The organism is Pseudomonas sp. NPDC096950, assembly GCF_044762525.1.
Classification (GTDB): Bacteria; Pseudomonadota; Gammaproteobacteria; order Pseudomonadales; family Pseudomonadaceae; genus Aquipseudomonas.
Map to the genome: position 1 here is coordinate 801,458 of NZ_JBIWEL010000001.1, position 24,102 is coordinate 825,559.

Sequence of the window (24,102 nt, forward strand, 5' to 3'; positions counted from 1 at the left end):
TCAGATGACCGATAACGTTCTATCCCTCAGCAGCGTTCCCCTGCACACCCAGCTCCGCGACGTGTTGCGTGCGCGAATCCTCGACGGTGAATACCCGCAAGACAGCCAGATGCCTTCCGAAAGCGAACTCGGCGCGCTGTTCAAAGTCAGCCGCATCACCGTGCGTCAGGCGTTGGGTGACCTGCAAAAAGAAGGGCTGATCTTCAAAATTCACGGCAAGGGCACCTTCGTCGCCAAGCCGAAAACCTTCCAGAACGTCAGCACCCTGCAAGGCCTGGCCGAGTCCATGACCGGTCGCGGCTATGAGGTGATCAACCGCCTGCGCAGCTTCAAATTCATCGCCGCCGACAAATTGGTCGCCGAGCGCTTGCAAGTTGCCGAAGGCGAAACCGTTGCACAGATTAAACGCGTCCGCCTGATCAACCGCGAACCAATCTCCCTGGAAATCACCTACCTGCCCAAAGCCATTGGCGAGCGGTTGGAGAAGGCTGACCTGGTCACTCGCGACATCTTCCTGATCCTGGAAAACGACTGTGGCCTGGCCCTCGGCCACGCCGACCTGGCCATCGACGCAGTGCTGGCCGACAGCGACCTGACCCAGGCGCTGAACGTCGAAGCCGGCTCGCCGATCATGCGCATCGAGCGCCTGACCCACGATGCCACCGGCGTTCCCGTGGACTTCGAACACCTTTACTACCGTGGCGATGCCTTCCAGTACCGCTTGCGGATCGACCGGCAAAAAGGGGCGCAGGTATGAGTCGCAACACCCTCGAACAGGAATACGACATCGTCGTGATCGGCGGCGGCACCGCTGGCCCGATGGCGGCGATCAAGGCCAAGGAACGCAACCGCGATTTGCGTGTGTTGCTGATCGACAAGGCCAACGTCAAGCGCAGCGGCGCTATCAGCATGGGCATGGATGGCCTGAACAACGCGATCATTCCCGGCCACTCGACGCCAGAGCAGTACACCAAGGAAATCACCATCGCCAATGACGGCATCGTCAACCAGGCAGCTGTGTACGCCTACGCCACCCACAGTTTCGAAACCATCGAGCAACTCGACCGCTGGGGCGTGAAGTTCGAGAAGGATGAAACCGGCGACTACGCGGTGAAAAAGGTCCACCACATGGGCGCCTACGTGCTGCCGATGCCGGAAGGGCACGACATCAAGAAAGTCCTGTATCGCCAGTTGAAGCGTGCGCAGGTCAGCATCACCAATCGCGTGGTGTGCACGCGTTTGCTGACGGACGAAGAGGGCGCGGTCAACGGCCTGATGGGCTTCGACTGCCGCACCGCCGATTTCCATGTGATCAAGGCCAAGGCGGTGATTCTCGCCTGTGGCGCCGCCGGGCGTCTGGGGCTGCCGTCCTCGGGTTACCTGATGGGCACCTACGAAAACCCGACCAATGCGGGCGACGGTTATGCGATGGCGTATCACGCCGGGGCGGAACTGGCGAACCTCGAATGCTTCCAGATCAACCCGCTGATCAAGGATTACAACGGCCCGGCGTGCGCCTACGTCACCGGTCCGCTGGGCGGCTACACCGCCAACAACAAGGGCGAGCGCTTTATCGAGTGCGACTACTGGAGCGGCCAGATGATGTGGGAGTTCCACCAGGAACTCGAAAGCGGCAACGGGCCGGTGTTCCTCAAGCTCGATCACCTGGCCGAGGAAACCATCCAGAACATCGAAGAGATCCTGCACAGCAACGAACGCCCGAGTCGCGGCCAGTTCCACGCCAATCGCGGCACGGACTACCGCACGCAAATGGTCGAGATGCACATCTCGGAAATCGGTTTTTGCAGCGGGCATTCGGCGTCAGGGGTGTGGGTCAATGAACGGGCCGAGACATCCGTGAAGGGTTTGTATTCGGCGGGCGACATGGCCGCAGTGCCGCACAACTACATGCTCGGCGCGTTCACGTATGGCTGGTTTGCCGGCACCAACGCGGCGGATTTTGTCGCCGGGCGCGAGTTTTCGGCGGTGAATGCCCAGCAAGTCGAAACCGAGAAGGCTCGGGTCTACGCGCCACTGGATCGCGAACACGGTCTGCCGCCGGCGCAAGTCGAATACAAGCTGCGACGTTTTGTGAATGACTACCTGCAACCGCCGAAAGTGACCAAGAAGATGCAAATCGGCCTGCAACGTTTCAGCGATATTCAGCGCGATTTGGATCAGATCAAGGCCCACAACCCTCACGAACTGATGCGCGCCATGGAAGTCAGCATGATCCGCGACTGCGCCGAAATGGCCGCCCGGGCTTCGTTGTTCCGCGCTGAAAGTCGCTGGGGGCTTTACCACTATCGGGTCGATCACCCGCAACGCAACGACAGCGACTGGTTCTGCCACTGCCACCTGAAGAAGGGCGACGACGGCCAGATGACCAGTTTCAAGAAAGCCGTCGAGCCTTACATCATCCCGCTCGATGCCGAAGAAATGCAGGCCTACGACCGGCTCCGGGTCGGCGTGTTTGCAGCCTGAGTCTTAAAAAGAGAGAACCGTGAAATGGCCTATCAACCCCAGGAAATCTTCTTCCGCTCCAACGCGCCGGTCACGGTCGACGAGGACCTTTGCATCGCCCACAAAGGCTGCACCGTGTGCGTCGACGTCTGCCCGATGGATCTGCTGGCGATCAACCCGGCCACACAAAAGGCCTACATGGCGTTCGATGAATGCTGGTACTGCATGCCGTGTGAAAAGGACTGCCCGACTGGCGCGGTGAAAGTCGAAATCCCGTACCTGTTGCGCTGAAACACCGTCCCAATGTGGGAGCGGGCTTGCTCGCGAAGAGGCCGGCCCAGACAACAAAAAAGCCATCCGGCAACCACCGGACGCCTGATTTAAAACACCCCTCGTTTCCCACCACGCCCTGATCGTGGCGGAGACGAATATCCAATAAATGATTCGAGGGGATTCACCATGTTCTTGCGCGCAACACTGGCCGGTCTGGTACTGGCGTCATTCACCTTGTCGGCCTCGGCCGAAACCATCCGCATTGCCATCGGCACCCAGGACACCACCATCAACTGCGCCGCCGGCGGCCTGTTGATCCGTGAACTCGGTCTGCTGGACAAATACCTGCCCCACGACGGGCAATACAAAGACGCCAAATATGACGTGGAGTGGAAAAACTTCACCAGCGGCGCGCCCCTGACCAACGAGATGGTCGCCGGCAAACTCGACTTCGGCGCCATGGCCGATTTCCCCGGCGCGTTCAATGGCGTGGCGTTCGAAACCGCCGGCAAGCACAGCCTGTTTATCAGCGTGCTCTCGGGCAGCATCAAGGGCAGCGGCAACGGCATCGTGGTGCCGAGCGCGTCGGGCGTGCAGTCGTTGGCGGAGCTCAAGGGCAAGACCATTTCCGTGCCATTCGCTTCCACCGCCCACGGCATGTTGCTGCGCGCCGTGGCGGCTCAAGGTTGGGACCCGCTCAAGGATGTGAACATCATCGCCCAGCCGCCGGAAGTCGCCGGTTCGGCGTTGCAGGCAGGGAAGATCGACGCCCATGCCGACTTCGTACCGTTCGCCGAACTGTTCCCGAGCCGGGGTTTCGCTCGCAAGATCTATGACGGCGCCCAGGCCAACGCGCCGACCTTCCATGGCGCGCTGGTGGATCAGGCCTATGCGAAGAAGTACCCGGAAATCGTTGTGGCTTACCTGCGGGCGAGCATCGAGGCCAATCAACTGCTGGCGGCGGAACCGGAGAAATACAGCGAGCTGATCGCCAAAGTCACCGGCGTCGATGCCGAGGTGAATTACCTGTTCCACGGTCCGCTGGGCGTGCAAACCCGCGACCTGAGCTGGAAACCGGAATACCGCCAGGCTGTCGGCACCGCCATCGATACGCTGAAGTTGTTAAAAAAGGCTGATCGTGGCCTCGACCTCAATACCTTCATCGACGACCAATACATCCGCGCCGCGTTCAAGGCCTCAAACCTGGATTACACCGCGCAACTGACCAACTACGCGCAGACGCCGCTCAAGGCGGTGGATGCGGTCAGCGGCAAAGCCATTACCGATGTCAGCCATGTGGCGGAAATCTGGGTGCGCGGCGAACCGAAAGTCCGCCAGTACGCCTCGGCGGAAGCAGCGTTCACGGCGTTGGCCGGGTTGAAGGCGGAAGGCAAAAACATCCGCGCGGTGTATGCCCAGGCGAGCGACAGCGGGATCAAGTTGCTGGCGGATCAGGCGTGGTTTGCCAGTGATGCGAAAGGGCGGCTCAGCGCGTTTCTGCTCAAAGGCCAAGCCCAGCAGTTTGCTACGGCCCAGGGCGGCAAGGTGTTCGACTTTACCGATGCCACCACGCAGGCGGTAGCTGTTCGCTGAATCCCTGTGGGAGCGGGCTTGCTCGCGAAAGCGGTGTGTCAATCGACATCAATGTTGAATGTGCCGATGCCTTCGCGAGCAAGCCCGCTCCCACAGGGATCTGAGTCGTCTGCAAGTTTTGCAATTGATCGTTCCTACGCTCTGCGTGGGAATGCCGCCAGGGACGCTCCGCGTTCCGTTTTTGGAGAGGACACATGTTTTCACGCTGGATCCCAAGAGCCGCCTCACTGCTGCTCTGCCTCCTGTTCTGGCAACTCGCCGCGAGTGGTCACTGGAACCTCGGCCTGGTGACCTTCGCCAACGTCCCGACCCCGCTGGCGGTGATCCAGGCTGCCTTGGGCCTCGGCGACTCCGGCAAGCTCGCCCAGCACCTGAGCAGCAGCCTCAGCCGCGTCTTCGCCGGTTACCTCGCGGCGCTGGTCATCGGCATCGCGTTGGGCCTGGCCATCGGCCGTTCGAAATGGGCCGAAGACTTGTTGCTGCCGCCTCTGGAAGTCCTGCGACCCATCCCGGCGGTGGCATGGATTCCGTTGGCCATCCTGATGTTCCCGTCCTCGGAATTGTCGATGGTCTTCATCACTTTCACCGGCGCGCTGTTCCCGATCCTGCTCAACACCATCCACGGCGTCGAAGGCGTCGACCCACGCCTGATCGCCTCCGCCCGAAGCCTCGGCGCAGGACGCCGGGCGATTCTGCTGGAAGTGATCCTGCCCGGCGCCGCGCCGAGCATCATCACCGGCCTGGCCATCGGCATGGGCACGTCGTGGTTCTGTCTGGTCACCGCCGAAATGATCTCCGGCCAGTTCGGCATCGGCTATTACACCTGGGAGTCCTACACCATCCAGAACTACGCCGACATCGTCGTCGGCATGTTGCTGATCGGTGTCCTCGGGATGGGCAGCAGCCTGCTGATCAAACGCCTGGGCGGGCTGTTCACGCCGTGGCATCGTCCTAAAGGAAAAGCCTGATGAGCGTTTTTCAACACCCGGAAGGGCACATCGATATTCGCGGTTTGTCCATCAGCCTGGGGGAGGGCAGCGCCGCGTTTGAAGCCGTCCAAGGCCTGGATTGCCAGATCGAACCGGGGCAGTTCGTGTGCATTCTCGGGCCGTCCGGCTGCGGCAAATCCACCTTGCTCGGGGCCTTGGCCGGGCATCTGCAACCGCGCATCGGCACCCTGAACGTCGATGGCGCGCCGATCTCCGGCCCGTCGCCGCAACGGGGCATGGTGTTCCAGCATCACACGCTGTTCCCCTGGCGCACGGTGCGGGACAACGTGGCGTTCGGCCTGAAGATGCGCGGCATCGGCAAGTCTGAACGCCATAAAGCCGCCGATGAAATCCTTGCGTTGGTGGGGCTGGAAGGCTTCGCCGAGCGCTGGCCGGACCAGCTCTCCGGCGGCATGCAACAACGGGTGGAAATCGCCCGGGTGCTGATCAACCGTCCACGCCTGTTGCTGATGGACGAACCGTTCGGCGCCCTCGACGCCCTGACCCGATTGAACATGCAGGAACTGCTGCTGGACATCTGGACGCGGATTCGCACCACCGTGGTGTTCGTCACTCACGACATCGACGAAGCGCTGTTCCTCGCTGATCGCTTGTTGGTGATGAGCTCGCGCCCCGGTCGGATCATCGAAGACCTGCGCCTGGACTTCCCCCGGCCGCGTACCACCGAGTTGGTCACCAGCCACGAATTTTCACGCTTGAAGCGTCACTGCCTCGAGTTGCTGCGTCACGAGGACGGTCGGCAACTGCCGCGCCTGAACCCCCTCGGACTTCCCCCAGAAAACAAACTACCGCGATTTGCCCTATGACCTCTCTATTCGAAACAACCGATAACGACGACATCCTGGCCCTGCAACCGCGCCTGACCGACGAAGACCCCGGCGTACGCCGCATTGCCCTGATCGAACTGGCTGACCTCGAAGAACCGGAAGGTCTGCTGTGGCTGGTCGATCGCCTGGCTGAAGACCCGACCGAAGAAGTTCGTGCCGAAGCCGCGCGACTGCTGGAAGCCTGGGAGGATGAGCCGGTGGTCGAGGCGTTGTGCCAGGCGCTGACCGATCCATCGCCTGCCGTGCAGGCTGCGGCCGCGCAAAGTTTGAGCCTGTTGAAAAGCGAGGCGGCGGGCCGGGTGATTCTGCCGTGGACCGGGCATGCCGATATCAGTGTGCGGGTAGCGGCGTTCAGGGCTTTGCGCGAGCTGCGTTTCCCCGATGCCGCATCTGCTGCGTTGGTCGCGCTGAAGGATGAAGACGCCAGCGTGCGCCGCGAAGCCGTCGGCGTACTCGGCTGGCTCAAGCAGCTCGATGCGTTACCTGCTTTAGCGCGATTGGCCAGCGACGACCCGGACACCGAAGTGCGCCGCGCCGCCACCGGTGCCCTCGGTTTGGCGTCCGATATTCAAGTGCTGCCGGCGCTGCGCCAGGCCTTGCAGGACCACGCCTGGCAAGTACGCGAAGAAGCCGCCACCACCCTGGGCAAGGTCGGTCACACCGATGCCGGCCCGGCGCTGATCGAAGCCCTGGGCGACGATTACTGGCAAGTGCGCCTGCGCGCCACCCGCAGCCTCGGCCGCCTGCGCTATGCCCCGGCGCTTGAAGCGCTGATCGAAACCCTCGGCCACCGCATCAGCAACCTGCGCAAGGAAGCCGCCCTGGCCCTTGGCGAATTGAACGACCGAGGCGCGGTTGCAGCCCTGCAAGCCGCGCAAGACGACGGCGACCCGGAAGTGCGCAAAGCCGTGCGCATCGCCTTGAGTCAACTGCAATGAACCCCCTGGCGGTGGGAAATTCACAGAGCAAACAGCAACTGCGGCTGAACTGGCCGGACGGTCGCGAGCAACTGCTTGATCACGCCGAATTGCGCCGCCAATGCCCCTGCTCACAATGCCGGGCGTTTCGGCTGCAAGGGCTGACGGTGAAGGTGGATGCGCGGATTCGCGTGGTCGAACTCAATGCCCAGGGTTATGGCCTGCAACTGGTGTTCAGCGACGGCCACGAACGCGGCATCTACCCCTGGCCCTACCTCTCCGGATTATCCCCAACCCTGTAGGAGCGAGGCTTGCCCGCGAAAGCGGCATACCTGACACACCGCCTTCGCGGGCAAGCCTCGCTCCCACAGGGGATTTGCGTCGGGCACAGGATTTGTGGCCACCCGAGACCCAATGTGGGAGCGAGCCTGCTCGCGAAAGCGGTGGGTCAGCCAACGAAGATGTTGAATGTGACGGCCTCTTCGCGGGCAAGCCTCGCTCCTACAGGGTTATTTGCCGGCCGTCATCGGCGGTCGGCAGCCTCGGAAGATGTCCAGCCCCGGTTGATACAGCGAGGTCTGGACCTCAAACAAGCCGAGCATCGAGTGGAACAGGTTGTCATGGCTCAGGTCCGGCTGGGCGCTCTTGCCTTGCAGGCAACCACGGTCAATCCCCAGTTGGGCCAGGGTGTTGTTGCCGAACCACATGACCATCGGCACATGGGTTTGCGCTTCCGGGGCCAGGGCATAAGGCGCAGCGTGCAGATACAGGCCGTTTTCACCCAGGGATTCGCCATGGTCGGACACGTAGAGCATCGAGGTATCGAGGGTGTCCTGGTTGCGCTTGAGCAATTCAATCACTTTGGCGAGGAAGTGGTCGGTGTAGAGGATAGTGTTGTCGTACACGTTGACCAGTTCTTCGCGGCTGCAACTGCCCAGCTGATTGGTGTGACAAATCGGTTTGAAGCGCTCCAGTTCTTTCGGGTAGCGCTCGTAGTACTCCGGGCCATGGCTGCCGTCGGCGTGCAGGACGATGATCGCGTTGCCCTTGAGGCTGTCGATGTAGCCTTGCAGGTCCGCCAGCAGCGCTTCGTCGAGGCAGTTGTTGCCGTCGCAGAACGGCCCCGGCTGGTTCTTCGCGATGTCCCGGTGCGGCACCCGCAGGCAAGTGCCTTTGCAGTCACTGTTGTTGTCCAGCCACAGCACCTGCACGCCGGCCCGTTGCACGATATCCAGCAGGCCTTCGTAGGTTTTGCCTTTCTTGTCGCTGTAGTCCTCGCGGGGAAACATCGAGAACATGCACGGCACCGAGACCGCCGTGGAGGTGCCGCAGGAATGCACCTGAGTGAAGTTCAAGATATCCAGCTGGCTCAACTCGGGGTTGGTCTCGCGCTCATACCCATTGAGCGAGAAATGGTCGGCCCGGGCGGTTTCGCCGACCACGAACACCATCAGCGATTTCTTCTCGCGGCTGGCGGCCTTGGCGCTCATCACAGCATCTTCGCCGATGGCCTGCACCACGAAATGCTTTTTGATCCCCAACCGCTGCTTGGCGTATTTGCTGATCGCGTAGATGTAGTTGGTCGGGTTGATGAAGTGGGTGAGCTTGTCTTCCTCGCGAAAGATCGGCGCATAGGTCGAATAAAACGTGCCCACCGAGGCACCGATCACCAGCACACAGGCGACGATCACCAGGACTTTGTTCAACAGTCCGCGAAAGAACGGTCGATAGCTCACCGGCCAGCGCCAGACCAGCGCCGCCGGCAGCACGCCGAGCAGCAACACATAAGCCAGCAGCTTGCCGTTGAACAACGCGGTGGCTTCCGCCGGATTGGTTTCGAACACGTTCTGGATCATCACCGTATCGATGGTGATCCCGTATTCGTTCATGAAATACGCGGCGCAGGACGAGAGCAGGGCGACGAGGGTCAGCGCTGGTTTCAACGTCCAGCGAAACGAAACCAGGGTCAAAAGCAGGGTGATGGCGGCCCACAAAAACAGCCCGAAAGAGGCGAAAAACCCCAGCTTGTGCGCACCTTGCAGGGTGATCAGTGTCCCCAGCGCCTTCCAGGTCGCCAGGTTGTACAGCGCCACCAGTGCCAGGGAAAACAGCAGCACCAGTCGGGTCGGTGTGATGGACGGTAAACGCAGTCCTTTGCCCAAAGCCATTTCAAACATTCCTCTACTCAAATACGGGGTGACGCGCGTAACTGTAGAAGAACATTGGTAAAAATTCCGTAAACATCCTGTAACAGATAGATCTGATTCACCACAGATTAACTTGGGAGCGGGCTTGCTCGCGAAGGCGTTGTGTCATTCAACAAAGATATTGAATGTGCAGGCCTCTCCGCGGGCAAGCCCGCTTCCACAAGGAGATTTGTGGTGGTCAGAAGGATTTGCTGATGCTGGCCACTACCGTTGCCGTGCACACATCCTTGAAACCCCAATTGCTCTCGCATTGGCTTTGCGAAAGATCAGTGTCGATGTAGCTCAACCCCAGCATCACCCCGGCCAGTTCATGGCTCAGTTTCACTTCCCATTCGTGGTACGCGTCATCGGCGTGGCCGTTGGACGCGTACAGGTGCGGGTCCTTGAAGTCCATTTCGCCGTAGCGCAGTTTCAGGCCCAGCCCATAGGGCAATTCCGTTTCGTAACCGACGTAGGTGTAGAGCGAACTCTGCTTGCTCTCGATTCCCGGCGCATCCGCCGAGTAATAGGCCGCGAGTTTCACTCCGTACAGGCTGAGAATCCCGTAGGTCTCGCTCTGATTGAACTGACCTTCCTTGGGGTAGGCGTATTTCAGGTAGCCGAGGTCCAGGCTCACGGCATCGGTCGCCTGCCACAGCCAACCGGCGTAGTAGTCGATCTCCTGGCGGGTTTTCAGGCCACCGCCGAAATCAACGTTCGAACTCCAGGCCCCCGCGTACAAGCCGCTGCTGTGGGCCAAGGTGACGCCGGCCTGCACGGCAGGGTCGTTCTGGGTTTGCGAGATACCACGAGTGCGGTAATCGCTGGCCAGGGTCAGATCCACCAGCACGTTGAAGTCGTCATTCAACGCAATGGCCTGGCTGCTCAGGGGCAGCAGGCTCAAGGATCCCAGGGCGAACAGGGTGAAAGCTTTCATGGTCAGTGCCTTTGTTTTGATTGTTTTTGGGCAGATAGCGGGCAAGGCTGCGCCATACCCCGACGACAGGCGCAGGGGCGGGCAGCAAGAGGTTTTCTTAGAGGGTCGGTGCGTAGACTTCGCGGCCGGCGAACCAGGTTTGCAGCACTTGGGTGTCGTGCAAGGCTTTGTTATCGACCGTGAACACATCGCGATCCAGCACGATGAAATCGGCTTGTTTGCCAGCGGTCAGCGAACCGATCTGCTTCTCCAGCCCGATGGTGCGCGCGGCGTTGACGGTGTAGGCGTAGAACATGGTTTCCCGGTCCAGGCGTTCATCGCCATTCAGCACGCCCAGCGGGCCGACGCGGGTGATGGCCTGGGCCATGGCATTGAAGGGGTTTGGCGAAGACACCGGCCAGTCGCTGGCGCCGGCAATGGTCGCGCCTTGTTTGAGCAACGAGTGCGCCGGGTATTGATAACGGAAGGCGAGGGCGCTGACGTAGGGCTTGATCATGTCCAACGTGTAATCGTCGGCAGTCGCCCACAGCAACTGCATCGAGGCGATCACGTTCAGCGGTTTAAACCGCGCAAACTCCTTCGGATTGACCATTTGCAAGTGCGTGATGGAGTGGGTTACGCCGCTCTGGCGATCCTTGCGCGCCTGCTCGATGCCGTTCAGGGATTCGCGCACCGCGCGGTCGCCGATGGCGTGGATGTGCACTAGCCAGCCGCGCTTATCGATGGCGCTGACCAGTTCGCCGAAATGCTTCGGATCGATCAGCAATTCGCCCTGTTTGTGCGAGTTGCTGTACGGATCGATCATCGCCGCGCTCTGGGCCGGGTATTCGATCACGCCGTCGGCGAAGATCTTGATGCCGGGCAGCGTCAGGTTGGGAATACCCTGGAATTGCCGGCGCACTTTGTCCAGCACATCGAGATCGGCCGGCACGCTTTTCGGGTTGGCCACCAGCAGCGCGGCGACGTGGACGCTCATGCCGCCGGATTCGGACAGGGCTTTATAGGCCGGTAGCACGCCGACGGTTTTCTCCGTGGATGTTAGCGCGAACACCGGTTCTCCCGGCGCGGCGTTGGCGGCGGGGTCCATCCATGCTGTGATGCCGAGGCTGTTGTTGTAGCGCACGGCGGATTGCGCGGCTTTGAGCATGTCGGCGGCGCTCGGCGCCGGCATTTTCGAAGCAACGCGGTCCCAGCCGGCGTCCACCAGAAAACCATTCGGCGTGCCATCGGCGCGTTTACCGATTGTGTCTTTCTCCGCGTCCGGCAGGTTTTTCAGCAGCGCGGCATCAATGCCCGCGCGTTCCAGCATCACGTTATTGGCCCACGCGGTGTGGTGGTCGCTGCCGGTAAACACCACGGGTACCTGAGCCCATTCGCCGCTGTTGAATGTTTTGCCAAAGGCTTCGGCCTGCGCCCAATACGCCGAACTCATGCCGGCCACGCTCAGCACATCGCCATGTTTCGCCTTGCCGTCGTCACGCCAGCCGCGCAGGCGTTTTTCCAGTTCGTCGAGGCTGACCACCTCGTCTTCCATATTGGCCGAGACCATTTCCAGACCGCCGAAAATCGCGTGGGAATGGCTGTCGATCAGGCCGGGCATCAGGGTTTTGCCGCCGAGGTCGACGACTTTGGTGTTTGAGTCGATCAAGGCTTTGATCTGTGCATCCGTGCCGACTTTCAGCACCTTGCCGTTTTCTACCGCCAGGGCCTGCACCTTCGGTTGGGCGCGGTCGGCGGTGAAAATCTTGCCATTGAGCAGCACCAGATCGGTGGCGGCCATGGCTTCCATCGAGGCAAAACTGATAGCGGCCATCAATAGATTCGGGATGAATCTTTTCATTGAATGTTTCCTTGTTATTGCGTCTGATGGCCAGATTAGTGACTGCCCGCGCTCAGCAGAACGCCTGCCTCACGAAAAACGTTTTTGCCTGAATGGAAAAAGCATGGACAAGTTGGGTGCATTGAAAATGTTCGTGGTCACCGCGCAACTGGGCAGTTTCAGTCGCGCCGCCGAGCAACTGGGCAAGACCCCGTCGGCCCTGACCAAAGCGGTCAATCACCTGGAAGCCGAGCTTGGCGCCCGCTTGTTTGAGCGCAGCACCCGGCGGATTCTGCTGACGGAAGTCGGGCGGCTTTATCTGGAAACGGCGCGCCAGGTGTTGCAGCGGCTGGAGGAGGCAGGCGAGGAGGTCGAGCAGATGCAGCATGGCCTGCGCGGCAGCCTGAAAATCACCGCGCCGCTGGCGTATGGGCAGGCGTTTCTGGATCAGGTGTGCGGTGGCTTTCTGGAGCAATACCCGCAGATCAATCTGCAAGTGGACCTGTGCGACGAGTTCGTCAACCTGCTGGAAAGTGGCTACGACCTGGCCCTGCGCGAGGGGCATGACGACTTGCCGGGGCTGATCGCCCGGGTGGTCGGCAGCAATCGCCTGGCGCTGTGCGGCAGCCCGGCCTATCTGGCGCGCAAGGGGGTACCGGTGACGCCGCAGACCCTCGATGAGCACGAATGGCTGTTGTATCGCCATCCGTTGCTCAGCCGCGAATTCTGGTGGGCCGAGCGCGACGGCCAGCGCCTGAGCCTGCCGCAGCCCCGGTCGCCACGGCTGCGCAGCGACAATTACGATTTGTTGCTGGCGAATGCCCTGGCCGGACGCGGTTTGCTGCACACACCGTTGTGGAGCGCCGCGCCGTACATCGCCGACGGGCGGCTGGTGCGGCTGATGGCCGACTACGACATCGACCCGGACAGCTTCGGCGCGCACATTCTGGCGGTGTACCCGAGCCATCGGCGGGCGACGGCCAAGGTGGTGGCGTTTATCGATTACATCGCAGAGTTTCTGGCGGCCCGTGGTTTGGGTGATGACTGCGCTCGTCACTGACATGGTTCCCCTGTAGCAGCTGTCGAGCAGCGCGAGGCAGCTGCTACACAGCTCCTACCGGATTGACGGTTGTTGCCAGGAAAATGCCAAAAGAGTACAAATGTACTCCATGACGACTCTCACTCCCCGCCGTACCGCCATCCTGACCTTTATCCGTGATCGAATCGCGGAGCACGGTCAGTCCCCGAGCCTCGCTGAAATCAGCGAGGCGTTTGGTTTCGCCTCCCGTAGCGTGGCGCGCAAGCATGTGCTGGCGCTGACCGAAGCCGGTTTTATCGAGGTCAACCCGCATCAGGCCCGGGGCATTCGCTTGCTCGGGCAACCGGCGCGGCCCGAGTTGCTGGACATCCCGGTGCTGGGGCGGGTCGCGGCCGGTGCGCCGATTGGCGCCGATGCCGAGGTGCACAGCCGTTTGCTGTTCGACCCGTCGATCTTCTCCCGGGTGCCGGACTACCTGCTGCGGGTCCAGGGTGACTCGATGATCGAGGACGGCATTCTCGACGGCGACCTGGTGGGCGTGCACCGCAACCCCGAAGCGCTCAACGGCCAGATTGTGGTGGCGCGGCTCGACGGCGAAGTCACCATCAAGCGTTTCGAACGGGTCGGCGACACCGTGCGGCTGCTGCCGCGCAACCCGGCCTATAAGCCGATTGTCGTTGAGGCCGATCAGGACCTGGCCATCGAAGGGGTATTCTGCGGTCTGGTGAGGCAAGGGTGATGGGCGCCGTCGTTGCGTTGGATACGCTGTTCAATGGCGGCCAGGTCTGGAAGGGCCGGCCTGCGCCACCGACCGTCAGCCCGCAACCCACCGGGCATGCCGCGCTGGATGCGGCGTTGCCCAGCGGTGGCTGGCCGGAAGCGGCGCTGACCGAAATCCTCCTGGCCGGGCAGGGCGTCGGTGAGTTGCAACTGGTGTGGCCGGCCCTGGCGCGGCTGTCGGCGGCGGGCGAGCGCATCGTGCTGATCGCGCCGCCGTACGTGCCATATCCCCAGGCCTGGCAGAACGCCGGGGTTGATCTGCGCCAGTTGTCGATCATCCAGGCCAGCGAGCGCGATGCCTTGTGGGTGGCGGAACAATGCCTGCGTTCGGGCAGTTGTGGCGCGGTGCTGTGTTGGCCGCACAAGGCCGATGACCGGGCGCTGCGGCGCTTGCAGGTGGCGGCGGAAACCGGCTCGACCCTGGCGTTTGCCTATCGCTCGCTGGCCGAAGCGGTCAACCCTTCGCCGGCGGCCCTGCGCATTGCCATCGATGCCAAGCCTGCACAGTTGCGGGTCTTGAAGTGCCGAGGCGGGTTGGCGCGTACGGCGCCGATTGCCTTTGCCATGGGACATTGAGGTTGCCATGCGCTGGGTATGCATTCTGTTCCCGCAATTGGCGCTGGACGCGGTACTGCGTCAGCGTCCCGACCCCGACGAGCCGTTGGCGCTGCTGACTGGCCCGGCCCAACGCCGGGTGTTGCAAGCAGTCAACGGTTCGGCGCGAGCGCTTGGCTTGCGGCCCGGCCAGTCCATGACCGCGGCCCAGGCCTTGAGCAAAGGTTTTGTCACGGCTGAATACGACGCCGCCGAAATCGAGCACTGGCAGCAGTTTCTCGCGGCCTGGGCCTATGGCTTCAGCTCCCAGGTCAGCGTGCATTACCCGCGCGCGGTGGTGTTTGAAATCGAATCGAGCCTGGGCCTGTTCGGCCCCTGGCCGCAGTTCGAAGCGCGGTTGCGCAGCGAACTCACCGGGCTGGGTTTTCGCCACCGGATCGTCGCCGCGCCCAACCCGGTGGCGGCGCGGGTGCTGGCCAATGTTTATGACGGTCTGGTGGTGCCGGACGATCAGGCTTTGCACTATCACCTGGGCCAGTTACCCATCGACCGTATCGCCCTCGAAACCTCAGTGTCCACGGCGCTGACGCGCATGGGCCTGCGCACCTTGAGCCAGGTGCAGGCGCTGCCCCGGCATACCCTGGCCCGGCGCTTCGAGGCCCAGGTGCTCAAGCATCTGGACGCCTTGCTCGGTTTGCGTCACCTGGCCCTGGCGTTCTACCTGCCGCCGGACCGCTTCGATGTGCGCATCGAGCTCAACTTCGACGTGCAATCCCATCAGGCGCTGCTGTTTCCATTGCGTCGATTGACCGGTGATCTGTCGGCGTTCCTCTGTGGCCGGGACAGCGGCGTGCAGCGCTTCGACCTGCACTTGGAACACGCCGGGTTGCCGGACACTGTGATCAAGGTCGGACTGCTCAGCGCCGAGCGCGATTCGGCGATGCTCTTCGAACTGGCCCGGGGGCGGCTGGAGCAGGTGCAGGTCGAGGCTCCGGTGCGCGGTTTTCGCCTGCGCGCCGAAGACCTGCCGAGCTTCGTGCCCCAACGCCAGGAACTGTTCGACGACCGCCCGCAACAGTCGTTGCCCTGGGAGCAACTGCGCGAACGCCTGCGCGCCCGACTGGGGGACGAGGCGGTGCAGGGCCTGCGTTTTCAGGCCGATCACCGCCCCGAGTGTGCCTGGCAGACCCGTGTTGACAGCCAGTTCTGTAGCGGATTGCCGGGGGTGCAACGGCCGGGCTGGCTGCTGACCGAACCGCTGGCGGTGCACGAAGCGTCCACGCGGATTCTCATGGGGCCGGAGCGCATCGAATCCGGCTGGTGGGATGGCGCCGATGTGCGCCGGGATTACTACCTGATCCAGACCCGCGCCGGCCAACAGGGCTGGGCCTATCGGGCGGTGGGTGAAGATGGCCCGTTGTGGCTGCAAGGCTGGTTCGCATGAGCGTCGAATATGCCGAGCTGCATTGCCTGTCGAACTTCAGTTTCCAGCGCGGGGCTTCCAGTGCGCTGGAGCTGTTTCAACGGGCGAAACACCAGGGTTATCAGGCCTTGGCGATTACCGATGAATGCTCCCTGGCCGGGATTGTCCGCGCCTGGCAAGCGGCCAAGTCTGTGGAGCTGCCGCTGATCATCGGCAGTGAAATTCGCATCGAGGACGGGCCGAAACTGGTGCTGCTGGTGGAAAACCTTGAGGGCTATCAGGCGCTGTGCCGGTTGATCACCCGCGCTCGACGGCGCGCACAGAAAGGCCAGTATCAAGTGTTGCGGGAGGATTTCAGCGAGCCGCTGCCGGGGTTATTGGCGTTGTGGGTGCCGGACACGGCCGATGATTTTCACAACGGCCACTGGCTCAAGCAGGCCTTTGCCGAACGCCTGTGGCTGGCGGTCCAGTTGCACCGTGGGCAGGACGACACCCGGCGATTAAACGCATTGCTGACGCTGACCAGGGAACTGCGAATCCCGGCAGTGGCCAGCGGCGATGTGCACATGCACGCCCGTGGCCGGCGTGCCTTGCAGGACACCATGACCGCGATCCGCCATCACCTGCCGGTGGCTGCGGCCGGGTTGCGTTTGCATCCCAACGGCGAGCGGCATTTGCGTTGCCTCGATGTGGTGGGGGAAATCTATCCGCGAGCGTTGCTTGATGAAACGTTGGTCATTGCCCGGCGCTGCACCTTCGATCTGGGGCAGTTGCGTTATCAGTATCCTCGGGAGTTGGTGCCGGAAGGTCATTCGGCCACGTCCTGGCTGCGTCATTTGACCGAAGAGGGCATCCGGTGGCGCTGGAAAATAGCGCCGAAACCTGAAGTGCTGACGCAAATTTCCGCAGAGTTGGAGCTGATCGCCGAACTGGGCTACGAAAGCTATTTCCTCACGGTCCACGACATTGTGCGTTTCGCCCGCGAGCAAAAAATCCTCTGTCAGGGGCGCGGTTCGGCGGCCAACTCGGCGGTGTGTTATGCCTTGGGCATCACCGAAATCGATCCGGATCGCACCACATTGCTGTTCGAACGTTTCCTCTCCAAGGAACGCAACGAACCGCCGGACATCGACGTGGATTTCGAGCACGAACGTCGTGAAGAAGTCTTGCAGTACGTGTTCCAGCGTTATGGCCGCACCCGTGCCGCATTGACGGCGGTGGTCAGCACGTACCATGCGGCTGGCGCGGTGCGTGATGTGGCCAAGGCCTTGGGCCTGCCGCCGGATCAGGTCAATGCCCTGGCCGATTGTTGTGGTCACTGGAGCGACAAGACCCCGCCGGTCGAGCGCCTGCTGGAAGGTGGGTTCGACCCCGAGAGCCCGGTGTTGCACCGGGTCTTGAGCCTGACCGGGCAACTGATCGGTTTTCCCCGGCATTTGTCCCAGCACCCCGGTGGCTTTGTGATTTCCGAGCAGCCGCTGGACACCCTCGTTCCGGTGGAAAACGCGGCCATGGCCGAGCGCACGATCATCCAGTGGGACAAGGACGACCTCGACGCGGTCGGGTTGCTCAAGGTCGATATCCTCGCGCTGGGCATGCTCAGTGCGATTCGCCGCTGTTTCGATCTGCTGCGCCGCCACCGAAATCTGGACTTGAGCCTGGCGACGATCCCGTCTGAAGACAAACCTACTTACGAAATGATTGGTCGTGCCGACACCATTGGCGTGTTCCAGATTGAATCCCGGGCGCAAATGTCGATGCTGCCCCGGCTCAAACCGGTGAACTTCTACGACCTGGTGATCGAGGTGGCGATTGTCCGTCCGGGGCCGATTCAGGGCGGCATGGTGCATCCGTACCTGCGCCGGCGAAACAAGCAAGAACCCGAGGTCTATCCGTCCCCGGCACTGGAAACCGTGCTCAAGCGCACCCTGGGCGTGCCGCTGTTTCAGGAGCAGGTGATGCAGATTGCCATTGTCGCCGCCGATTACAGCCCCGGCGAGGCCGATCAGTTGCGCCGTTCCATGGCCGCCTGGAAACGCCACGGCGGGCTTGAGCCGCACAAGGATCGCCTTGCTGCCGGCATGAAGAAAAACGGCTACACAGCAGAGTTCGCCGCCCAAATCTTCGAACAGATCAAAGGCTTCGGCAGCTACGGTTTCCCCGAGTCCCACGCCGCCAGTTTCGCCTTGCTGACCTACGCCAGTTGCTGGCTCAAATGCCACGAGCCGGCGGCCTTCGCCTGTGCGCTGATCAACAGCTGGCCCATGGGCTTCTACAGCCCGGACCAGATTCTGCAGGACGCGCGCCGGCATCATTTGCAGATTCGCCCGGTGGATGTGCGCGCCAGCGACTGGGATTGCAGCCTGGAGCCGATCACCGGGGCGCAACCGGCGATTCGCATGGGTCTGCGGATGATCAAGGGCTTTCGCGAGGACGATGCCCGGCGCATCGAAGCCGCACGTTCGCGGGGCGCATTTGCCGACATTGCCGACCTTGGCGAGCGGGCGCAACTCGACGCTCGCGCCCAGGAGCAACTGGCCGATGCCGGGGCCTTGCGCGGTCTGGCCGGCGATCGTCATCGGGCGCGCTGGGAAGTGGCGGGGGTGCAGAAACAGCTCGGGTTGTTCGCCGGATTGCCGCGTCAGGAAGAGCCTGAGGTGTCCTTGCCCAAACCCAGCGTGGGCGAAGATCTGCAAGCCGATTACGCGACCGTCGGCACCACCCTCGGCCCGCATCCGTTGGCGCTGCTGCGCGCCGAATTGAAGGCCCGGCGTTGCCGCAGTTCGAAGGAGTTGCTCGACGTCGAGCACGGGCGGCCCGTCAGTGTCGCCGGGCTGGTGACTGGCCGCCAACGCCCTGGCACCGCCAGCGGCGTGACCTTCGTCACCCTCGAAGACGAGTTCGGCAACGTCAACGTGGTGGTCTGGCGCGACCTGGCCGAACGGCAGCGTCAGGTCTTGGTCGGCTCGCAATTGCTCAAGGTCGACGGGCGCTGGGAACGGGAGGGCGAGGTGCGGCACCTGATTGCCGGACGCTTGAGCGATCTGAGCCCGCTGCTCGACGGCATCAGCGTACGCAGCCGGGACTTCCGTTGACCCCCGCCATCCTTGTGGAAACAGGCTTGCCCGGTCAGTCACTATTGATGTCGACTGACACAGCGCCTTCGCAAGCAAGCCCGCTCCTACAGACGAAAGCTAGAATCAGCTATACCTCTATGAAACCATTGGCATCCGCGGTGCTCGAAACAAACGGGCGCCCTTACAGGACACAGAGTCAGTCAATGCAGTTTCTATCAGATAGCCACGGATGTGCCGGCTGGACTGGCGAAATGGCCGGGCGCATTCGTGCGTTCGACTGGAGCGGGACCGAGCTCGGCAACATCGATGACTGGCCCCGCAGCCTGAGCAGTACGGTGCAGCTGATGCTCGCGTCGCCGCTGCCGATGGTGATGCTCTGGGGGCGGGCGGGCTACATGATTTACAACGACGCCTACTCGGTGTTCGCCGGAGGACGCCATCCTTATCTGCTGGGTTCCCCGGTGGAACTGGGCTGGCCGGAAGTCGCCGACTTCAATCGCCATGTGGTCGATACCTGCCTGGCCGGCGGCACATTGTCCTATCGCAATAAAGAACTGGTACTGCTGCGCGATGGCGTGCCGGAAGATGTCTGGCTGGACCTTTATTACAGCCCGGTCGCCGATGATGACGGGCGCCCGTCCGGGGTCATGGCGATGGTGGTCGAAACCACCGACCACGTCATTTCCGAACGTCGCCGCCAGGAAGCCGAGAACGCCTACCGCGCCGACAACGAACGGGTGCGCCTGGCGCTGAATGCCGGGGCGTTGCTCGGCTCGTTCGTCTGGGACATCGAGTCCAATGTGCTGTCCGGGGACGAGCGTTTCGCCCGCACCTTTTCCTATCCGGCGAACCGGGACCTGGCCGACCTGTCCACCGACATCGCTGAATCGCGGATTCATCCCGACGACTTCGCCTGGGTCCAGGAACAGGTCAATCAATCGGTTGAAACCGGCGCGCTCTACAACGCCGAATACCGAGTCTTGCGACCCGACGGCACGTACCTGTGGGTGCTGGCCAGCGGTTGTTGCGAGTTCAATGAACAGGGCAAGCCGTTTCGTTTTCCCGGCGTGTTGATCGACATTCACGAACGCAAAATCGCCGAAGAATCCCTGCTCAAGTTCACCCGCAATCTGGAACAGCGCGTCGCCGATGAAGTCGATGCACGGCTGGCGGCGGAAGAGCAATTGCGTCAGGCGCAGAAGCTCGAAGCCATCGGCGGCCTCACTGGCGGCGTGGCCCATGACTTCAACAACCTGCTGCAAGTGATCGCCGGCAATCTGCATTTGCTGGCGCGGCATGAACCGGACAACCTCAATGTGCAGCGCCGGGTCAGCGCCTCGATTGCCGCCGTCGAGCGCGGGGCCAAGCTGTCATCGCAACTGCTCGCGTTCGCCCGGCGTCAGCCACTGTCGCCGGACGTTTGCGAACCCCGGCAGATCTTCGATGGCCTCGGGGAATTGCTGCAACGGGCGCTGGGGGAAACCATCCAGATCAACGTGGCTGTGGCCGATGATGCCTGGCGGATTCATGTGGATCGCAATCAACTGGAAAACGCCATTCTCAACCTGGCGATCAATGCCCGCGACGCCATGAAAGGCGAAGGCACCATTGGCCTGAGCGCCGAGAACATCGTCCTGGACCAGCGGTTTTGTGCCGGCAAGGACATCGTCGCCGGGGACTACCTTCGCGTCACGGTGACTGACGCTGGTGTGGGCATGGCGCCGGAGGTGCTGGCCCAGGCGTTCGAACCGTTTTTTACCACCAAGGCCGACGGCCATGGCACCGGGCTGGGCTTGAGCATGGTGTTCGGCTTCGTCAAGCAGAGTGGCGGACATATCGAGATGTCCAGCGTGGTCGGCGAAGGCACGCGGGTGCAGCTGTATTTTCCGCGCAGCCTGCGACCGTTGCCCAACGAAACACCACTGCCGGGGCCGCAGCAACGGGGCGGGCATGAAAGCATTCTGGTGGTCGAGGATAACGAAGCGGTGCGCGTCTCGGCGGTGGAGTTGCTGCGCGAAGAAGGCTACCAAGTGCTGACCGCCGCCAATGGCGACACGGCGATGCAGATGTTGCTGGAGGGCGTGGCCGTGGACATGATTTTCACCGACGTGGTCATGCCCGGCCTGATCAAAAGCTCGGACCTCGCGGCCTGGGCCAAAGTGCAGAACCCACCGGTGGCGGTGCTGTTTACCTCGGGGCACACCCGGGACATTATTTCGCGCAATCACCAGTTGAGCCCCGATACGCATTTGCTCAGCAAACCGTATGGGCCAGAGGCGCTGACCCAAATGGTGCGCATGGTCCTCAATGGTTAACCCCGATCAGAAATGTGGGAGCGGGCTTGCTCGCGAATGCGGTCTGACATTCAACATTGATGTCGTCTGACACACCGCTTTCGCGAGCAAGCCCGCTCCTACAGGGGTTCGGTGTTTTTTCAGTTATTTATTTAAGGTTATTTCATGACTTCAAAGCGCACCTCCAACCCTCCCTCCGGCATGGTCAGGGTGCGCGGCGCCCGGGAACACAACCTCAAGAACATTGACGTGGACATTCCCCGGGATGCCCTGGTGGTGTTCACCGGCGTGTCCGGTTCGGGTAAGTCTTCGCTGGCGTTTTCAACCCTTTACGCCGAAGCACAACGACGCTATTTCGAATCCGTGGCGCCGTACGCGCGGCGCCTGATTGATCAGGTCGGGGTGCCGGATGTGGATTCCATCGAAGGCCTGCCGCCTGCCGTGGCTTTGCAACAGCAGCGAGGCACGCCGAGTACCCGTTCTTCGGTGGGCAGCGTGACCACGCTGTCGAGCCTGATCCGCATGCTCTATTCCCGCGCCGGGAGTTATCCGCCGGGGCAGGCGATGTTGTATGCCGAGGACTTTTCGCCGAACACGCCGCAAGGGGCGTGCGCCGAGTGCCACGGCCTCGGACGGGTCTATGAAGTCACCGAAGCGCTGATGGTCCCGGACCCGAGCCTGACCATCCGCCAACGTGCTGTCGCTTCGTGGCCGCTGGCCTGGCAGGGGCAGAACCTGCGGGACATCCTGGTGACCATGGGCATCGACGTGGACATCCCCTGGAAAAAGCTGCCGAAAAAGCAGCGCGACTGGATTCTCTTCACCGAAGAAACCCCCACCGTGCCGGTGTACGCCGGGCTCACCCCGGAAGAAACCCGAGTCGCCCTCCAGCGCAAAATGGAACCGAGCTACCAGGGCACTTTCACCGGCGCCCGGCGCTACATCCTGCACACTTTCAGCCAATCCCAAAGCGCGTTGATGAAGAAGCGTGTTTCGCAATTCATGCTCGGTAGCCCGTGTCCGTTGTGCGACGGCAAGCGGCTCAAGCGTGAAGCGCTGTCGGTGACCTTTGCCGGGTACGACATCGGCGAGTTGTCGCAGATGCCGTTGCTGCAAGTGGCCGAAGTGCTGCGGCCTGTCGCGGCTCACAGTTACCTTGAACAACCGGATCAACCCGGCGAAGTGCTGACCCATGCGCAGACCCGCGAGGCCCGCGAACAGCGCGTCGCCCACGGTGCCAGCGGTCACGCCAACGCGCCGGATGTACGCCATACGCCGAACCTCTCGGTGGAAAAACGCCTGGCGGCGCAACGCATCGCCCAGGATTTGCTGGAGCGGGTCAGCACCCTGACCGATCTGGGCCTCGGTTACCTGGCTCTGGATCGCAGCACGCCAACCCTGTCCTCCGGCGAATTGCAGCGCCTGCGCCTGGCGACGCAATTGGGCTCGCAACTGTTTGGTGTGATCTATGTGTTGGATGAACCTTCGGCGGGCCTGCACCCGGCGGATGGCGAGGCATTGTTCGAAGCCCTGCAACGCCTGAAAGCGGCGGGCAATACCTTGTTTGTGGTCGAGCACGATCTGGAAACCATGCGCCGCGCCGACTGGTTGATCGATGTGGGGCCGGCGGCCGGTGAGCATGGCGGGCACATTCTCTACAGCGGACATCCTTCAGGGCTGGAGCACATCACCGACTCCCAGACCCGCGCCTACCTGTTCGCCGAGCAGGTCAGCGCCAAACGCACTGTTCGCAAGGCGAAGGATTGGCTGCGTCTGGAAGGCATCACCCGCAATAACCTGAACAACCTCAGCGCCGAGTTTCCGTTGGGCTGTTTTACGGCGGTGACTGGCGTGTCGGGTTCCGGCAAGTCGAGTCTGGTCAGCCAGGCGTTGTTGGAATTGGTGGGCGCGCATTTGGGCAAACCAACGGCGGCCGCCGAGCCGGAAGAATTGAGCCTTGAAGATGACGCGCCGCAAGTCAGCGGCGGTCAGGTCACGGCGGGGCTGGAGTCAATCAAGCGCCTGGTGCAAGTCGATCAAAAACCCATCGGCCGCACGCCGCGCTCGAACCTCGCGACCTACACCGGGCTGTTCGACAACGTGCGCAAACTGTTCGCCGCCACGCCTGAGGCACAAGCCGAGGGTTACGACGCGGGGCAGTTTTCCTTCAACGTTGCCAAGGGCCGTTGCCCGACCTGCGAAGGCGAGGGCTTTGTCAGTGTCGAATTGCTGTTCATGCCCAGCGTCTACGCGCCGTGCCCGACCTGCCACGGAGCGCGCTACAACCCGCAGACCCTGTCCATCACCTGGCAGGGCCTGAGCATCGCCCAAGTGTTGCAGCTGACGGTGGACGACGCGGTCGCGGTGTTTGCCGAGCAACCGGGGATCCGTCGTTCGCTGGAAGTGCTGCGGGATATTGGCCTGGGTTACCTGCGACTGGGTCAACCGGCGACCGAACTGTCCGGCGGCGAAGCCCAGCGGATCAAACTCGCCACCGAACTGCAACGCAACCAGCGCGGCGCGACCCTGTACGTGCTCGACGAGCCCACCACCGGGCTGCATCCGCGGGATGTGGATCGCTTGCTGGAGCAGTTGAACACCCTGGTGACGGCGGGGCACACGGTGATTGTGGTCGAACATGAAATGCGCGTGGTGGCCCAGAGTGACTGGGTGATCGACATCGGGCCGGGGGCCGGGGATCAGGGCGGGAGGATTGTGGTGGCGGGCACGCCGCAGCAAGTTGCCAAAAACAAGAAGAGCCGGACGGCGCCGTTTTTGGCCAGGGTGCTGGCTTGAGATAGCGGTGTCAGTGCGGGCCTCTTCGCGAGCAAGCCCGCTCCCACACTGGATCCCGGGTGTACACAACCAGTGTGTTCACAGAGAGCCCCTGTGGGAGCGGGCTTGCTCGC

Annotated in this window: 18 protein-coding genes; 15 read left to right on the plus strand and 3 right to left on the minus strand. The window is 62.3% G+C overall.

All coding sequences use genetic code 11. The features are described from left to right. Window positions 1–4: 4 nt before the first annotated feature. From ACIQY3_RS03890 to ACIQY3_RS03925, 8 genes are all read left to right on the plus strand, one after another. Entirely contained in the window at window positions 5–757 is a 753-nt protein-coding gene (locus ACIQY3_RS03890) for a GntR family transcriptional regulator (RefSeq protein WP_403017432.1), read from the plus strand. After that, window positions 754–2,484 carry a fumarate reductase/succinate dehydrogenase flavoprotein subunit gene (locus ACIQY3_RS03895; protein ID WP_403017434.1) on the plus strand — a complete coding sequence of 577 codons (1,731 nt, stop codon included), beginning with the start codon at window positions 754–756 and terminating at the stop codon, window positions 2,482–2,484. The genes ACIQY3_RS03890 and ACIQY3_RS03895 overlap by 4 nt, the downstream gene beginning before the upstream one ends. A 24-nt stretch (window positions 2,485–2,508) precedes the next feature. Then, complete coding sequence (locus ACIQY3_RS03900; RefSeq protein WP_007946457.1) at window positions 2,509–2,754, plus strand: ferredoxin family protein; 246 nt, start codon at window positions 2,509–2,511, stop codon at window positions 2,752–2,754. 168 nt (window positions 2,755–2,922) lie between these two features. Continuing rightward, a complete protein-coding gene (locus tag ACIQY3_RS03905) occupies window positions 2,923–4,329 on the plus strand; it encodes an ABC transporter substrate-binding protein (RefSeq protein ID WP_403017437.1) in 1,407 nt (468 codons plus the stop codon). A gap of 194 nt (window positions 4,330–4,523) precedes the next feature. After that, window positions 4,524–5,297 carry an ABC transporter permease gene (locus tag ACIQY3_RS03910; RefSeq protein WP_403017440.1) on the plus strand — a complete coding sequence of 258 codons (774 nt, stop codon included), beginning with the start codon at window positions 4,524–4,526 and terminating at the stop codon, window positions 5,295–5,297. Then, a complete protein-coding gene (locus ACIQY3_RS03915) occupies window positions 5,297–6,145 on the plus strand; it encodes an ABC transporter ATP-binding protein (RefSeq protein WP_403017442.1) in 849 nt (282 codons plus the stop codon). The genes ACIQY3_RS03910 and ACIQY3_RS03915 overlap by 1 nt, the downstream gene beginning before the upstream one ends. Further along, window positions 6,142–7,104, plus strand: coding sequence for a HEAT repeat domain-containing protein (locus ACIQY3_RS03920; RefSeq protein WP_403017444.1), 963 nt, complete (start codon window positions 6,142–6,144; stop codon window positions 7,102–7,104). Before ACIQY3_RS03915 ends, ACIQY3_RS03920 begins: the two co-directional genes overlap by 4 nt. After that, a complete protein-coding gene (locus ACIQY3_RS03925; RefSeq protein ID WP_403017446.1) occupies window positions 7,101–7,385 on the plus strand; it encodes a DUF971 domain-containing protein in 285 nt (94 codons plus the stop codon). Before ACIQY3_RS03920 ends, ACIQY3_RS03925 begins: the two co-directional genes overlap by 4 nt. Before the next feature lie 207 nt (window positions 7,386–7,592). Here the strand turns inward: ACIQY3_RS03925 and ACIQY3_RS03930 are convergent, their stop codons facing one another. From ACIQY3_RS03930 to ACIQY3_RS03940, 3 genes are all read right to left on the minus strand, one after another. Continuing rightward, on the minus strand, window positions 7,593–9,251 hold the full coding sequence (locus tag ACIQY3_RS03930; RefSeq protein WP_403017448.1) for a phosphoethanolamine transferase: 1,659 nt from the start codon (window positions 9,249–9,251) through the stop codon (window positions 7,593–7,595). Window positions 9,252–9,468: 217 nt separating this feature from the next. Then, window positions 9,469–10,206, minus strand: coding sequence for a TorF family putative porin (locus ACIQY3_RS03935; protein WP_403017450.1), 738 nt, complete (start codon window positions 10,204–10,206; stop codon window positions 9,469–9,471). Window positions 10,207–10,303: 97 nt separating this feature from the next. After that, a complete protein-coding gene (locus tag ACIQY3_RS03940; RefSeq protein ID WP_403017452.1) occupies window positions 10,304–12,046 on the minus strand; it encodes an amidohydrolase in 1,743 nt (580 codons plus the stop codon). Between the two features lie 103 nt (window positions 12,047–12,149). On the opposite strand from ACIQY3_RS03940, the gene ACIQY3_RS03945 reads away from it, so the two are divergent. The 7 genes from ACIQY3_RS03945 (at window position 12,150) to ACIQY3_RS03975 (ending at window position 23,989) form a co-directional block, all read left to right on the plus strand. Next, window positions 12,150–13,085: a LysR substrate-binding domain-containing protein gene (locus ACIQY3_RS03945; RefSeq protein WP_403017454.1), complete on the plus strand. Its 936-nt coding sequence runs from the start codon at window positions 12,150–12,152 to the stop codon at window positions 13,083–13,085. 100 nt (window positions 13,086–13,185) lie between these two features. Further along, entirely contained in the window at window positions 13,186–13,803 is a 618-nt protein-coding gene (gene lexA, locus ACIQY3_RS03950) for a transcriptional repressor LexA (RefSeq protein ID WP_403017457.1), read from the plus strand. Further along, a complete protein-coding gene (gene imuA / locus ACIQY3_RS03955; RefSeq protein ID WP_403017459.1) occupies window positions 13,803–14,420 on the plus strand; it encodes a translesion DNA synthesis-associated protein ImuA in 618 nt (205 codons plus the stop codon). The genes lexA and imuA overlap by 1 nt, the downstream gene beginning before the upstream one ends. Before the next feature lie 7 nt (window positions 14,421–14,427). Further along, window positions 14,428–15,843 carry a Y-family DNA polymerase gene (locus ACIQY3_RS03960; protein WP_403017461.1) on the plus strand — a complete coding sequence of 472 codons (1,416 nt, stop codon included), beginning with the start codon at window positions 14,428–14,430 and terminating at the stop codon, window positions 15,841–15,843. Further along, window positions 15,840–18,917, plus strand: a complete 3,078-nt coding sequence (locus ACIQY3_RS03965) for an error-prone DNA polymerase (protein WP_403017463.1) — start codon at window positions 15,840–15,842, stop codon at window positions 18,915–18,917. The genes ACIQY3_RS03960 and ACIQY3_RS03965 overlap by 4 nt, the downstream gene beginning before the upstream one ends. A 185-nt stretch (window positions 18,918–19,102) precedes the next feature. Next, complete coding sequence (locus tag ACIQY3_RS03970; protein WP_403017465.1) at window positions 19,103–21,214, plus strand: ATP-binding protein; 2,112 nt, start codon at window positions 19,103–19,105, stop codon at window positions 21,212–21,214. A 144-nt stretch (window positions 21,215–21,358) separates the two neighbouring features. Beyond that, entirely contained in the window at window positions 21,359–23,989 is a 2,631-nt protein-coding gene (locus ACIQY3_RS03975) for an excinuclease ABC subunit A (protein WP_403017467.1), read from the plus strand. Window positions 23,990–24,102: the final 113 nt, after the last annotated feature.

Coding starts and splice junctions, on each gene's coding strand:
- ACIQY3_RS03920 (WP_403017444.1), top strand. CDS start 6,142: ATGACCTCTCTATTCGAAACAACCGATAACGACGACATCCTGGCCCTG.
- ACIQY3_RS03890 (WP_403017432.1), top strand. CDS start 5: ATGACCGATAACGTTCTATCCCTCAGCAGCGTTCCCCTGCACACCCAG.
- ACIQY3_RS03935 (WP_403017450.1), bottom strand. CDS start 10,206: ATGAAAGCTTTCACCCTGTTCGCCCTGGGATCCTTGAGCCTGCTGCCC.
- ACIQY3_RS03900 (WP_007946457.1), top strand. CDS start 2,509: ATGGCCTATCAACCCCAGGAAATCTTCTTCCGCTCCAACGCGCCGGTC.
- lexA (WP_403017457.1), top strand. CDS start 13,186: ATGTACTCCATGACGACTCTCACTCCCCGCCGTACCGCCATCCTGACC.
- ACIQY3_RS03925 (WP_403017446.1), top strand. CDS start 7,101: ATGAACCCCCTGGCGGTGGGAAATTCACAGAGCAAACAGCAACTGCGG.
- ACIQY3_RS03975 (WP_403017467.1), top strand. CDS start 21,359: ATGACTTCAAAGCGCACCTCCAACCCTCCCTCCGGCATGGTCAGGGTG.
- ACIQY3_RS03960 (WP_403017461.1), top strand. CDS start 14,428: ATGCGCTGGGTATGCATTCTGTTCCCGCAATTGGCGCTGGACGCGGTA.
- ACIQY3_RS03965 (WP_403017463.1), top strand. CDS start 15,840: ATGAGCGTCGAATATGCCGAGCTGCATTGCCTGTCGAACTTCAGTTTC.
- ACIQY3_RS03910 (WP_403017440.1), top strand. CDS start 4,524: ATGTTTTCACGCTGGATCCCAAGAGCCGCCTCACTGCTGCTCTGCCTC.
- ACIQY3_RS03945 (WP_403017454.1), top strand. CDS start 12,150: ATGGACAAGTTGGGTGCATTGAAAATGTTCGTGGTCACCGCGCAACTG.
- ACIQY3_RS03895 (WP_403017434.1), top strand. CDS start 754: ATGAGTCGCAACACCCTCGAACAGGAATACGACATCGTCGTGATCGGC.
- ACIQY3_RS03940 (WP_403017452.1), bottom strand. CDS start 12,046: ATGAAAAGATTCATCCCGAATCTATTGATGGCCGCTATCAGTTTTGCC.
- ACIQY3_RS03930 (WP_403017448.1), bottom strand. CDS start 9,251: ATGGCTTTGGGCAAAGGACTGCGTTTACCGTCCATCACACCGACCCGA.
- ACIQY3_RS03905 (WP_403017437.1), top strand. CDS start 2,923: ATGTTCTTGCGCGCAACACTGGCCGGTCTGGTACTGGCGTCATTCACC.
- imuA (WP_403017459.1), top strand. CDS start 13,803: ATGGGCGCCGTCGTTGCGTTGGATACGCTGTTCAATGGCGGCCAGGTC.
- ACIQY3_RS03915 (WP_403017442.1), top strand. CDS start 5,297: ATGAGCGTTTTTCAACACCCGGAAGGGCACATCGATATTCGCGGTTTG.
- ACIQY3_RS03970 (WP_403017465.1), top strand. CDS start 19,103: ATGCAGTTTCTATCAGATAGCCACGGATGTGCCGGCTGGACTGGCGAA.